We start from the raw sequence: 12,703 nt of genomic DNA on the forward strand, positions 1-12,703 counted from the left end.
GGTGACCGCCGTTCCCGCCGCCGCGACGTCCGATGCGTCAGCGCCCGAGCCGACCGTCAAGTCCGCCTTTTGGATTCGGCACTACACCTTCACCGGCACCGCCGTCGGCCTGGTGTTCATCTGGCTGTCGCTGACCCCTTCCCTGCTGCCCCGCGAGCCGCTGTTCCAGGGGCTGGTGAGCGGTGCGGCGGGCGGTATCGGCTATGGCCTCGGCGTTTTCGGCGTCTGGCTGTACCGGTACATGCTGTCCAAGGACAGCACCCCCGCGGCACCGCGTCTCGCCTGGGTGATCCTGGTCGTCGTCGGTGTCCTCGGCCAGATCGCCGCGATCGTCTATTTCCACGTCTGGCAGGACGACATCCGCGACCTGATGGGCGTGCCCCGGATGGGATTCTGGGACCACCCGCTGACCGCGGTGCTGGCCATCGTGTTCCTGTTCATGTTCGTCGAGATCGGCCAACTGATCGGCAAATTGGTCCGATTCCTGGTGCGCCAACTGGAGCGGGTCGCGCCGCCGCGGGTGTCCGGCGTGGTGGCCGTCGTGCTGGTTCTGGCGCTGGCGATCGCCTTGCTCAACGGCATCGTGGCGCGGTTCGCGATGACCACGATCAACAACACGTTCGAAAGCGTCAACAATGAGGACGATCCCGACAATCCCGCTCCGACAACAGTTCTGCGCTCCGGCGGGCCGCAGTCACTGGTCAGCTGGGAGTCGTTGGGACATCAGGGCCGCAACTTCGTGGCGGGCGGGCCGACGGTGGCCGAGCTCACCGAATTCAACGGCGCCCCGGCGACCGAGCCGATCCGCACCTACGCCGGGCTGAACTCCGCCGACGGCATCAAGGCCACCGCCAAGCTGGCCGCCGAGGAACTGCGCCGCACCGGCGGGCTGGAGCGCGACGTCATCGGCATCGCGACCACCACGGGCACCGGATGGATCAACGAGGCCGAAGCGTCGTCGCTGGAGTACATGTACAACGGCAACTCCGCCCTGGTATCCATGCAGTACTCGTTCCTGCCCAGCTGGATCTCCTTCCTGGTGGACCAGGAGAACGCACTGCAGGCCGGGCAGGCGCTGTTCGAGGCGGTCGACGCCATGGTCCGGGAACTCCCCGAGAACGACCGTCCGAAGGTCGTGGTGTTCGGGGAAAGCCTCGGGTCCTTCGGTGGCGAGGCCCCGTTCCTGGCGCTGAACAACCTCATCGCCCGCACCGACGGGGCGTTGTTCTCCGGGCCGACGTTCAAGAACGAGATCTGGACCTCGCTCACCATCAACCGTGACGAGGGTTCCCCGCAGTGGCTGCCGATCTACGACAAGGGTGAGAACGTCCGATTCTCGGCGCGCCCGGAGAACCTGGGCCGCCCCGATGACCCGTGGGGCCGGCCGCGGGTCGTCTACCTGCAGCACGCATCGGATCCGATCTCCTGGTGGAACCCGGATCTGCTGTTCGCCAAACCGGATTGGCTGCGCGAGACCCGCGGTTACGACGTGTCCCCGCGGATGGAGTGGATTCCGGTGGTGACGTTCCTGCAGGTGTCCGCCGACATGGCGGTGGCCGTGGATGTGCCCGACGGGCACGGCCACGTCTACGTCCGCGACGTCGCCAACGCGTGGGCGGCGATCCTGCAACCGCCGGGCTGGACGGCGGAGAAGACCGAGAAGCTACGCCCGATCCTGCGCTCCGACGAGAACAGTTGACCTCAGTTCGTCCGGAAGGGCGTGGTAGCCGCCGATGACGTCGGTGGCCTTGTGCAGGCCGAGATCCTGCAACGCCGCGGCGGCCAGGCTGGAGGTGTAGCCCTCCGAGCACAGCACGATCCATTCGACGTCGTCGTCGACGGCCTCGGGGATGCGGGCGTCGCTGGTCGGGTCGCAGCGCCATTCCAGGTGATTGCGCTCGATCAGCAGGGCTTTGCAGGCCGGGGCCACGTCGCCCTCATCGGCCCGCTGCCAGCCCGGCCGGATGTCGACCAGCAGCGCCCCGCGGCGCAGCGCCTCGGGCACGTCCCGGGCTTCGATCCGTTGCAGACGGGCCCGGGCGGCCTCCAGCACGGCGTCGATTCGACTGGGCATGAGCTATCCCTCCGGCGCGTCGGTGAGCTCGGTGCGGTTGCGGCGCAACGTGTTCCGCTCGGTGACCTCGTAGTACGACATCGCCGACAACGGCGGCGAATAGGCGTGCACGCTCAGCGTCACCGGGGCCGGCTGTGCCGATCCCCCGGTCGCTGCGCTCTCCCGCGCAAGCGGGCGGTGCCCCCAGCCCGACGGGGCGGCCCAGACCACATCGTGCACCCAGCCCAGTGGGAACGCGGCCTGATCGCCGGCGGTGAGCTCGCGGTCACGCAGGGTCTGCCCGTCCCAGCGGGTCTCCCGCAGGGCGCCGGACACCACCGTCAGCGCGCCCAGCGACCCGCCGTGATCGTGCAGTTCGGTGGACTTGTCCGGCACCCAGCTGATCAGCCAGATGTCGAGTTCGTCGTCGCCGTAGAGCCGGTTGTACCAGCGCTCGTCGACCGTCAGCGGGGCCGCGGCGAGCAACCGGTCGTAGCGGCCCGAGAGCACGTCGTCGGCGCAGCGGTCGGTGGCCTGCAGCAGATCGGGCAGCCGCAGTCGGGTCGGTGCGGACACGGCGGGAGGGGTTTGCAGAACGGGGGCAACCATGATGGAACTCCAGGAAGAGAAGACGAACAGATGGGCGGGCGTCAGACAGCCCGACAACACCCCTGGTACGCCGTTCCCTCCGTCATGGCGGTCAGTCTTGCATAGATTGGCCCCATGCGCCGCTACCCGATCCTCGTGACCGCAGCCGCCGCCGCCCTGCTGGCGGGGTGCACACCGACCACCGAGAAGCCGTCCACCGAGACCTCGACGCCGAGCCCGTCGAGCACCGAATCGCCGTCGCCGTCCCCGTCCGGGACGGCAGCCCGCGGCGCCGTGCAGGTGTCTCCGGGCGGCGTCACGACGGCCGTGGACGCGCCCGCGAACGCGACCGAATCCGGCTATGGCCAGGCCTGTCGTGCCGCACGGGCGTGGATCGACGGGCGTCCGGGAGAGCCCGCTGAGCTGGCCGAGGCCTACCTCAAGACGGTGCAGGAACCAGGCGCGGTCGGCCCGGGCAGCTTCAACGTGGCGTGGGCAGATCTGACGCCCGGCCAGCAGGCCGGCGTCATCATGGCGGTCAACTCCGCGGCCGCCAAAGAGTGCGGATAGCGTTCGGATCACGCCGAGCGGAACGGCGGCCCGCGCCGGGTTACACCACAATGGAGCCATGCAGATTGCGCTGGCACTGGGTAGCGGAGGGGCGCGCGGCTACGCGCACATCGGGGTGATCAACGAGCTCACCGAACGCGGCTATCAGATCGTCGGCGTCGCCGGATCGTCGATGGGCGCGCTCGTCGGCGGTCTGCACGCCGCCGGGCGGCTGGACGAGTTCGCGCACTGGGCCGGTTCGCTGACCCAGCGCGCGGTGCTGCGTCTGCTCGATCCGTCGCTCAGCTCGCCGGGTGTGCTGCGCGCGGGCAAGATCCTCGACGCGGTGCGCGACATCCTCGGCGATGTCGCGATCGAAGACCTGCCCATCCCGTACACCTCGGTGGCCACCGACCTGATCGCCGGGACGTCGGTGTGGCTGCAGCGCGGCGCCCTCGACGACGCCATCCGCGCGTCCATCGCGATCCCCGGCATCTTCACCCCGCATGTGCTCGACGGCCGGCTGCTGGCCGACGGCGGCATCCTCGATCCGCTGCCGATGGCGCCATTGTCGGGAGTCAAGGCCGACCTCACCGTCGCGGTCAGCCTGGCCGGTGGCGACCCGGCGGTCCGGTTGGACGAACCGCCGGCTCGGGTGACCACCGCGCGGTTGAGTCGGATGTGGCGCAGCACAACGGCTCTGCTCGACACGTCGACGGCGCAGCGGGTGATGGACACCCCGGCCGCCAGATCGGTGCTGAGCCGGTTCAGCAGCTCGCTGGAGGATGGGGCCGAGGCCGCCGAATCTCTGGCCGAGGGCGACTCCCCCGCACTCCCGCGGCTGGGCAGCTTCGAGATCATGAACCGCACCATCGACATCGCCCAGTCCGCGCTGGCGCGCCACACCCTGGCCACCTACCCGCCCGATCTGCTGATCGAGGTCCCCCGCAGCGCCTGCCGCAGCCTGGAGTACCACCGGGCCGAGGAGGTCATCGAGATCGGTCAGGAGTTGGCGGCCGCGGCGCTCGATGCCCTGGGCTGACGAAACGCCGGCGTCGCCATGCCCTCACCCGCCGGTTCGGCTCAGCCGGTGAGGAACTCCGTGATCGCCGCGGCGACCCGGCGTCCCTGAGCCCGGCCCGCCACCGCCGACGGTTGCCGGCAGGCCGGGTCCAGCGGATTACGCCCGAACGCGGCGAGCGCGTCATCGTCGGCGAACACCGCGAACGTCCGGCCGGGAAACTCCGCGATCTCGGCGGCCGTGCCGTCTCCGAACGGGGACGGCGCGTTTTCTCCGGCCGGCACCAGCACCACCGCCGCATCGCAGTCCTGTGCGACGGCCATGTGCACCGTGCTACCCACGCCGCCGTCCATGTACCGGCGTCCGTCGATGGTCACCGGCGGCCAGGCCCCGGGCACCGCGCAGCTGGCGGCGACGGCGTCGACCACGGCGACACCGGAACGACGGGTGAAGACCACCAATTCGCCTGTGCCGGTGTCGATCGCGGTGATACGCAGATCCCGGTCGGGCCAGTCGAGCGAGGGCAACCGGTGCGCAATGACCGTGCGGCGCACCGATTCCGGCACGGTCTGGGCGGACAGCGCGATCGTGCCGATGCGCTGCAGCCGTTCTCGGGTACTGCCCGGGGCGCCGAGCGCTGTCAAGAACACCGCGGTGATGTCGTCGACGGTGACGCCGGAGTCGATCTCGTGGGATTCCTCGGCGGTCTGTCGGGCGTACAGCTCATCGAGGTCGGCGCCGCTGCCGATCTGGGCGGCGACCGCCGAGCCGGCCGAAGTGCCCAGCAGCACATCAGAATTCACCAGTTTCGAGGCGGTATCGGGCGCCGCGTCGGCGATTCCGGCCAGCACCCCGGTCTCCCAGGCGATGCCGGCCAGCCCGCCGCCGGCCAGGACCAGTGCGCGCGGCATGCCTCAGCGCACCAGCAGATTCGACAGTTCCTCCAGCGACTGGCGGGCGTAGCCCTTCCACAGCCGGCCGAAGACGGGCAGCGCCGGCGCGGCCAGCGCCGAGCGGGGATGGATGGTCCACCGCCAGGTCACCTGGGTTCCGGTGCCGATCGGCGCGAACAGCCACAGCCCGTCGACATGGTCGACCAGCGGCGCCAGCGGCCCCTTCACCTGCGACAGGGTGTACCCGAAGGACCGCGGCGGGTCGTAGGAGGTCAGTTCCTCGCGCATGCTGCCCCCACCGGTGAGCAGCACCGTGCGCGACTGCCCCACGCCGTCCCAGTCCCCGGTCTGGCCGCGGGTCGCCTTGATCGGCGGAATGGGCCCGTACCAGCGGCGGAACAGGTCCGGCAGCGGCATCGGCACCAATCCTGCGAACAGGTCGACGGGAGCCAGCGGGATCGCTCGTGATTGCTCCACCACCAGTGGTTGCGCCATGATGGCCATACTAGCGAGGGGAGCAAGATGACCACCGGGACCATGCGCGCCCAGCGATTCTATGCGGACACCAAAACCTTTGCCGTCGAGGACGTTCCGATACCCGAGCCGGGGCCCGGCGAGGTGCTGGTGAAGGTCGCCTTCTGCGGCATCTGCCATTCCGACCTCAGTCTGATCAACGGCACCTTCCCGGCCCAGGTGCCGGTGGTCACCCAGGGCCACGAGGCCTCGGGCACCATCGCCAAGCTGGGGCCCGGTGTCAGCGGCTGGACCGAGGGCGATCGGGTGGTCGTGGCCGCCGGGCGGCCGTGCCAGGGCTGCCCGAACTGCGCCCGCGGCGATTTCGCCAACTGCCTGCGGATCCGGTTGATGGCGTTCGCCTATGACGGCGCCTGGGCGCAGTACACCGTGGCGCAGGCGTTCGGGTTGACCCGGGTGCCGGACAATGTGCCACTGGAACAGGCCGCGATCCTGGCCGATGCGGTGTCCACGCCCTACGGCGCGGTGGTCCGCACCGCCAAGGTCGGCATCGGCGAATCGGTGGGCGTGTGGGGCGTCGGCGGGATCGGGACCCACATCGTGCAGTTGGCCCGGCTCGTCGGTGCGGCGCCCATCATCGCCGTCGACATCAAGCCGGCCGTGCTGGACCGGGCCCTGGAACTGGGCGCCGACCACGCCTTCGACGCCCGCGACCCCGCCCTGGGAGAGAGGATCACCGCGGTCACCGGTGGACGCGGCCTCGACGTCGCCTTCGATGCGGTGGGGGTGGGCTCGACGTTCGACCAGGCGCTGGCCGGTCTGACCATGGGCGGCCGACTGGTCGGGGTGGGCATGAGCGCCGACGCCCCCAGCATCGGGCCGACCTCGCTGTTCAACTTGACCCGCAAGCAGGTGCTGGGCCATCTGGGCTACCAGAACGCCGATATCGCGACGCTGGCCAACCTGTTGTCGCTGGGCCGCCTCGACGTGAGCCGTTCCATCAGCGACATCGTGCCACTGGAGGACATCGCGGCCGGGATCGACAAACTCGAGCGCGCCGACGGTGATCCGATCCGAATACTGGTGCAGCCCTGACTAACCGAGCCTCGGTGCGGCCTTACCTCCGAAGAACGGCAGATCCCGGTAGGTCACCACGCCGGGCGGTGCGGCGCACACCGCGGGGATCGAGTTCACGCAGTGCGCGGCGGTCGCGACGACGCCAGGTTCGGCGGAGCCGCCGATCCAGCCGGAGCCCGGGCCGTCCTCGCCGACCTCGCCCTGGAATCCCTTGATGGAGACCGTGAAGTCGGGGTTCCCACGCACCTCCATCTCGTAGCGCTGGCCCTCAGGGCCGAAATCCCATGCCGGCTCCAGGTTCTGCTCGCCCATCAGCCAGTTCACCGTCACCCGCACCACCACCTCGTCACCGACGAGGGCCTCCCAATGGAACTTTCGCGCCGCCACCTGACCGGGTTCGATGATCCCGATCGGCGAGTCGATCGGCGCGGTGGCCACCGCAATCTCTTGACGAGCAACGATTTTCGGGTCGGCGTTGAAGCCGAACTGGTCGACGCACATCCGTACCGCCTGGATGAAACCGCCGTCGAGCAGCTTCTGCATCGGACCGGACAGCGCCTTGTCGGGCGTGGCACCGAAGCCCATCACATGGCGCACCACGTCGGGTGCATGGTAGGTGCGCAGATCCGAGAACTCCTCGGCCCGAACGAAGGTCACCCCGGTGGACATCGCCGAGAACAGCACCGGGAACTTCTCGCTGATACCGCCGGGCGCGATGCCGGTGCCGTGCAGGGTGGCGTTACCGGCCAGCCCGGCCTCCCGCAGCGGCGCGGCCTGCTTGTCGCTGGGATACACCCAGCCGACGGGGGTGACGACGTTCTTGCCCGACCGCAGCAGCGCCGCGACCTCGTCGGGGTCGGGCATCAGCGGTGCGTAGATGACGGCGTCGGCGTCCAGCGCCAGGATGTCCTCGACGCTGGTGGTGGCGTTGACACCCAACGGCGCACCGCCGATGAGTTCCCCGACGTCGCGGCCGTGTTTGGACTCCGAATGCACCCAGCAGCCCACCAGTTCGAGGTCCGGATGCTCCAGCACCCCCTTGATCGCGGCGACGCCGACTCCGCCCGTGGCCCACTGCACGACCCGCAATGTCATCAACCGCCCCTTCCACAGAACTAGAACACGTTCTACCACTTCGGGTGCATGGTCGGAGCACAACCGCGCAGGTGGCCCGATGGCGGGCACCTGACTTCCCGCCCAGGCCCCGCAATACGTCGGCGCGCTCGGCCCAGGGGTTATGTTGGGCCTGCACCGCAGCGCAGCGAAAGGGACAGCCATGCCGAATCGGGTATTTGTCGTCGGAGTCGGGATGACGAAGTTCGAGAAGCCCGGTCGGCGTGAGGGCTGGGATTACCCGGACATGGCGCGTGAGTCCGGCACCAACGCGCTGGCCGACGCCGGCATCGAATACACCGAGGTGCAGCAGGGCTTTGTCGGCTATTGTTCCGGCGATTCGACCTCCGGGCAGCGCACGCTCTACGAACTCGGGATGACCGGCATCCCGATCGTCAACGTCAACAACAACTGTTCCACCGGGTCGACGGCGCTCTATCTGGCCGCCCAGTCGATCCGGGGTGGACTCGCCGACTGCGTGATCGCCCTGGGTTTCGAGAAGATGCAGCCGGGATCGCTCGGTGGTGGCGCGCAGGACCGCGAATCCCCGATGATGCGCCATATCATGGCGCTCAACGAGATCGAGGAGATGCAGTTTCCGGTGGCGCCCTGGATGTTCGGCGCCGCCGGCCGTGAGCACATGAAGAAATACGGAACCACCGCGGAGCATTTCGCCAAGATCGGCCACAAGAATCACAAGCATTCGGTGAACAACCCGTACGCGCAGTTCCAGGACGAGTACACCCTCGACGACATCCTGGCGGCCAAGATGATCTCCGACCCGCTGACCAAACTGCAGTGCTCACCGACCTCGGACGGGTCCGGCGCGGCCATCGTGGTCAGCGAGGCCTTCGTCGACTCGCACGGCCTCGCCGATCAGGCGGTCGAGATCGTGGGCCAGGCGATGACCACCGATTTCGCGTCCACGTTCGACGGAAGCGCCGCCAACCTCATCGGCCATGAGATGAACGTCAAAGCCGCGCAGCAGGTTTACGCACAGTCCGGGCTGGGACCCGAGGACTTCCAGGTCATCGAACTGCACGACTGCTTCTCCGCCAACGAGCTGCTGCTCTACGAGGCGCTGGGCCTGTGCGGTCCGGGTGAGGCCCCGGCGTTGATCGACAACGAGGACACCACCTACGGCGGGCGCTGGGTGGTCAATCCGTCCGGCGGACTGATCTCCAAGGGTCATCCGCTCGGGGCCACCGGGCTGGCCCAGTGCGCCGAGTTGACCTGGCAGCTGCGCGGCACCGCCGACAAGCGTCAGGTCGACAACGTGAGTGCGGCACTGCAGCACAACATCGGGCTCGGCGGGGCGGCCGTGGTGACCGCGTACCAGCGCGCGCAGCGCTGAGCCGGGTCCGCAGGCGTCCGGTCAGGTAGCACTGCCGCCGGCCGCGTCGTCGACCACCGTGAACAGCGATTCGCCGGGCCCGGCATCCGCCTCGGGGTCGATGTCGGGTTCCTCCTGCCCTCTGTTTCGTCGGTGCTCATGCCTCACGGGTTGACCGACCGACGCCGAGCCAAACGTACCGGCCGGTGATCAGAGCGTGACGACCTCATAGCTGCCCTCGGCGTGCCGGGCCCGGATGGTCTTCTTGTCGTACTTGCCGACGCTGGTGCGCGGCACCTGCTCGACGAAGGTCCAGCGCTCGGGCAGCCACCAGCGAACCACCTTGTCGGCCAGGAACTCTCGCAGTTCCTCGGGGGTGTGGGCGACGCCGTCCTGCAACACCACCACCGCCAGCGGGCGCTCTTGCCACCGATCGTCGGGCACCCCGACAACGGCCGCCTCCAGCACACCCGGGTGCCCGATCAGGAGATTCTCCAGCTCCACCGAGGAGATCCACTCGCCACCCGACTTGATGACGTCCTTGGCCCGGTCGGTCAGGGTCACGAACCCGTCCGCGTCGATGCGGCCGACGTCACCGGTGCGCAGCCACCCGCTGTCGAACTTCTCCGCGTCCCGGCCCAGGTAGTAGCCGCCGGTGATCCACGGGCCGCGAACCTCCAACTCGCCCACCGCTTCTCCGTCGGCGGGCAATGGGTGTCCGGCATCGTCGACGATGCGGATCTCGACCCCGCACATCGGCCTGCCCTGCGTGGCGCGCATCTCCCAGTGCCGGCCCTCGGACACGCCAGGCAGCGGTTTGGCGACGGTGGCCACCGGCGACGTCTCGGTCATCCCCCAGGCCTGCTGGATGTAGACGCCGTGGCGCTCCTCGAAGATCTGCATCAGCGACAGCGGCACCGCCGATCCACCGCAGGCGACCAGTCGCAGGGACGAAATGTCATGACCCGGGTTCTTCTCCAGGCAGTTCATCACGTCGTTCCAGATGGTCGGCACCGCCCCGGCCAGGGTGGGCCGCTGCGATTCGATGAGTTCGATCAGCGACGCCCCGTCCAGGAAGCGGTCCGGCATGACCAGATCAGCACCGGCCATCAGAGCGGCATAGGCGAGCCCCCACGCGTTGGCGTGGAACATCGGCACGATCGGCAGCACCACATCGCTGCTGCTGACGTCCAGCGCATTGGCGGTGCAGGTGTTCAGCGAGTGCAGGTAGGTCGAACGGTGGCTGTAGACAACACCTTTCGGGTTGCCGGTGGTGCCGCTGGTGTAGCACATCGCGGCCGCCGCGTTCTCGTCGATCTCCGGCCAGTCGAACTGGGTCGGCTGCCCGGCCAGCACGTCGCCGTAGCCCAGCACGGTGATGTCGGTGCCGCTCAGGGCGGCGGTGTCCGCGCCGCCGGTGACGATGACGGTGTGCACCGTCGTCAACAGGGGCAGTACCGGCGCCAGTAGCGGCACCAGTGAACCGTCCGCCACGATCACCTGGTCCTCGGCCTCGTTGGCGATGAAGGCGATCTGCTCGGCGGACAACCGGATGTTCAGGGTGTGCAGCACCGCGCCCATCGCCGGGGCGGCCAGGTAGACGGCCAGGTGCTCGGCGTTGTTCCACATGAAGGTGCCCACCCGCTGGTCGCCGGTGACACCCAAACCGCGCAGCCCGTGGGCCAGTTGGGCGGCCTGCTCCCCGAGCTCGGAGTAGGTGGTGCTGCGGTAGCCACCTTGTCCGGTCGCGGTGGTGACGACGCGGTCGCCGTTCACTCCGCACGCGTGCCGCAGGATCGCGGCGATGGTCAGGGGCCAGTTCTGCATGGTGGACAGCACCCCGGCGATGTTAATGCCATCGCAGACCCGGATTGCAACGAATCGGCAACTGGCGGCGATGTATCTGGCAGAAGCACTTTGAGCACCTCAGACAGGGGGCGCACGATGCGTCCGATCATCGTCGTCGCGGGACTGCTCACCGCCGCGCTCGTGGTGTCCCCGCCGTGGGCGTGGGCCGAGCAGACCGCTGCCGAGACCATCGCCTCATGGCAGGCCCAGGGCTATACCGTCAACCTCGACCGGATCGGCAGCGCACCGTTGGATCGGTGCGTCGTCACCGGCGTCCGCAATCCCCAGCGGGTCACCCGCTGGATACGCGTCGAGGACGACGGCTGGAACGGGCACGACTCCGAACTGGTGGAGGTCGTGGTCAGCCGATCGGTGTCGGTGTCGCTCGACTGCGCCCACTGACCGTTGGGGCCCTTCGAGCCGTTCGGGTCAGACCCCGGCCGGGGCGAGCTCGCGCACCTGGTCGAAGGCGGCCGCGTCGAACGGCGAGTACATCGGCGCGGGTGCGGCGACCCGGAACGCGGTGACGTTGCCGTCGACATCGGCGATGTAGAGCCGGTCACCGGGGGTGTTGAGGGCGGCCGCCATCGGGCGGGCACCGACGGTGATGGTCTCGACGACCTCGCGGGTGACCGTGCAGAGCACCGCGACCTCGTCGTAGTCGACGACGTAGGCGAGCGCACCGTTGGCCGACAGCGCCATCTGGATCGGCAGCGTGCCGGCGCCGATGCCGGCGGTGATGGCGAAGGTCCTGGGGTCGATGACCTCGATGACGCCGCGGGCCGCAAGATCGGAGGTCAGCACGTACACCGTGCCGTCGGCCGCGACGGCGAGGTCGCGGATCGGCGCCCCGAGGGCGATCGACTTGCGCGCCTTGGCCGTTTCGGTGTCGACGACGACGAGTCGGCTGCCGGTGCTGGTGGTCACCGCGACGTAGAGCCGGCGCCCGGACGGGTCGACGGCCAGGCTGTCGATGACGGAGGTGGCACCGAGGGCGATGTCGACGGTGCCGACGCGCTCCGCGGTGGTGTCGATGACGGCGACGTCCACGTGATCGTGTCCGGCGCGAGCGGCGTAGGCGCGCTTGCCATCCGGGGAAGCGGCGACCGCGGTGACCGTGAACGCCAGGGGGTAGGTGGCCAGCACGGCGTTGGTCCGGGTGTCGATGACCTGAACCGCATCCGCCTCGGCGGCGCTGACGACGACGAAGGCACGGTCATCGGTGAGGGCGACCGCCAAGGGCTCGCCGCCCACGGGCACCCGGGCGGGCGCGCCGGCGGAGTCCGGACGGACCACCGAGACGCTGGCATCGCCGTAGTTGGCGGCCACGACGGCGCCGGCGTTGGCCGACAGGTCGGCGATCGGACCGTGGTTGATGGCGACCGAGCCTGCGAAAGCGGTCTGCGGGTCGTTCAGCGCTGCCGCGTTGGCGCGCACGAAAACACTTGCCATTTCTTCGACACCTCCGCCGGATGGTCATCCGGCACTAGATTCAGTCGGCGTGCGCCCTGTTGAGCGCATTGCAATCGAGTCTAGCGACGGAAAAACGTACCCAATCCGGGTCGGGACCGCGCGCCGAGTTAACGAGCACGCAACCTCTCATACGCCCCTCAGGAAAAGATTGTTATGGACTTGTGACCTAACTGGAGCAATGTCGAAAACCGCGATCAGCTGCGGAAACCCCTCGATGAGCTAATCGCCCGCAAACCCGGAACCTCATCTGTCACACACTGTTTCCTCAGAACGCCGGCCGA

At 68.8% G+C, this 12,703-nt stretch carries 13 protein-coding genes; 6 read left to right on the forward strand and 7 right to left on the reverse strand.

Going from position 1 to position 12,703, the window contains the following annotated elements; translation table 11 throughout:
* Nucleotide 1: 1 nt before the first annotated feature.
* Complete coding sequence (locus tag K0O62_RS22815; protein WP_073858016.1) at nucleotides 2-1,699, forward strand: alpha/beta hydrolase; 1,698 nt, start codon at nucleotides 2-4, stop codon at nucleotides 1,697-1,699.
* On the opposite strand, the gene K0O62_RS22820 is transcribed toward K0O62_RS22815, so the two are convergent.
* Complete coding sequence (locus tag K0O62_RS22820) at nucleotides 1,664-2,074, reverse strand: rhodanese-like domain-containing protein (RefSeq protein WP_073858017.1); 411 nt, start codon at nucleotides 2,072-2,074, stop codon at nucleotides 1,664-1,666. The two genes, K0O62_RS22815 and K0O62_RS22820, sit on opposite strands and share 36 nt — an antisense overlap.
* 3 nt (nucleotides 2,075-2,077) lie before the next feature.
* On the reverse strand, nucleotides 2,078-2,662 hold the full coding sequence (locus tag K0O62_RS22825; RefSeq protein ID WP_073858084.1) for a cysteine dioxygenase: 585 nt from the start codon (nucleotides 2,660-2,662) through the stop codon (nucleotides 2,078-2,080).
* Nucleotides 2,663-2,776: 114 nt separating this feature from the next.
* On the opposite strand from K0O62_RS22825, the gene lpqV reads away from it, so the two are divergent.
* On the forward strand, nucleotides 2,777-3,211 hold the full coding sequence (lpqV, locus tag K0O62_RS22830; protein WP_073858018.1) for a lipoprotein LpqV: 435 nt from the start codon (nucleotides 2,777-2,779) through the stop codon (nucleotides 3,209-3,211).
* 58 nt (nucleotides 3,212-3,269) lie between these two features.
* Nucleotides 3,270-4,232, forward strand: coding sequence for a patatin-like phospholipase family protein (locus K0O62_RS22835; protein WP_073858019.1), 963 nt, complete (start codon nucleotides 3,270-3,272; stop codon nucleotides 4,230-4,232).
* A 41-nt stretch (nucleotides 4,233-4,273) separates the two neighbouring features.
* Here K0O62_RS22835 and K0O62_RS22840 read toward each other — a convergent pair whose 3' ends face one another.
* Together K0O62_RS22840 and K0O62_RS22845 are read right to left on the reverse strand one after the other, a co-directional pair.
* Nucleotides 4,274-5,122 carry a patatin-like phospholipase family protein gene (locus tag K0O62_RS22840; protein WP_073858020.1) on the reverse strand — a complete coding sequence of 283 codons (849 nt, stop codon included), beginning with the start codon at nucleotides 5,120-5,122 and terminating at the stop codon, nucleotides 4,274-4,276.
* 3 nt (nucleotides 5,123-5,125) lie between these two features.
* Nucleotides 5,126-5,599: an SRPBCC family protein gene (locus tag K0O62_RS22845; protein ID WP_073858085.1), complete on the reverse strand. Its 474-nt coding sequence runs from the start codon at nucleotides 5,597-5,599 to the stop codon at nucleotides 5,126-5,128.
* A gap of 27 nt (nucleotides 5,600-5,626) precedes the next feature.
* Here K0O62_RS22845 and K0O62_RS22850 point away from each other — a divergent pair, with 27 nt between their 5' ends.
* On the forward strand, nucleotides 5,627-6,673 hold the full coding sequence (locus tag K0O62_RS22850; RefSeq protein ID WP_073858021.1) for a zinc-binding dehydrogenase: 1,047 nt from the start codon (nucleotides 5,627-5,629) through the stop codon (nucleotides 6,671-6,673).
* On the opposite strand, the gene K0O62_RS22855 is transcribed toward K0O62_RS22850, so the two are convergent.
* A complete protein-coding gene (locus K0O62_RS22855) occupies nucleotides 6,674-7,750 on the reverse strand; it encodes an NAD(P)H-dependent amine dehydrogenase family protein (RefSeq protein ID WP_073858022.1) in 1,077 nt (358 codons plus the stop codon).
* A gap of 181 nt (nucleotides 7,751-7,931) precedes the next feature.
* Between K0O62_RS22855 and K0O62_RS22860 the strand changes: the two genes are divergently transcribed.
* Nucleotides 7,932-9,122 (forward strand): lipid-transfer protein, encoded by a 1,191-nt coding sequence (locus K0O62_RS22860; protein WP_073858023.1) that lies wholly within the window; start codon nucleotides 7,932-7,934, stop codon nucleotides 9,120-9,122.
* Nucleotides 9,123-9,311: 189 nt separating this feature from the next.
* Here K0O62_RS22860 and K0O62_RS22865 read toward each other — a convergent pair whose 3' ends face one another.
* Entirely contained in the window at nucleotides 9,312-10,940 is a 1,629-nt protein-coding gene (locus K0O62_RS22865; RefSeq protein ID WP_073858024.1) for a fatty acid--CoA ligase, read from the reverse strand.
* Nucleotides 10,941-11,045: 105 nt separating this feature from the next.
* On the opposite strand from K0O62_RS22865, the gene K0O62_RS22870 reads away from it, so the two are divergent.
* The gene (locus K0O62_RS22870; RefSeq protein WP_073858025.1) at nucleotides 11,046-11,351 is read left to right on the forward strand and encodes a hypothetical protein; all 306 of its coding nucleotides are present in this window, start codon (nucleotides 11,046-11,048) and stop codon (nucleotides 11,349-11,351) included.
* A 27-nt stretch (nucleotides 11,352-11,378) separates the two neighbouring features.
* Here K0O62_RS22870 and K0O62_RS22875 read toward each other — a convergent pair whose 3' ends face one another.
* A complete protein-coding gene (locus tag K0O62_RS22875; RefSeq protein WP_073858026.1) occupies nucleotides 11,379-12,401 on the reverse strand; it encodes an MmpL3/TtfA transport complex stabilizer in 1,023 nt (340 codons plus the stop codon).
* Nucleotides 12,402-12,703 lie beyond the last annotated feature (302 nt).

This window comes from Mycolicibacterium diernhoferi (assembly GCF_019456655.1).
Classification (GTDB): Bacteria; Actinomycetota; Actinomycetes; order Mycobacteriales; family Mycobacteriaceae; genus Mycobacterium; species Mycobacterium diernhoferi.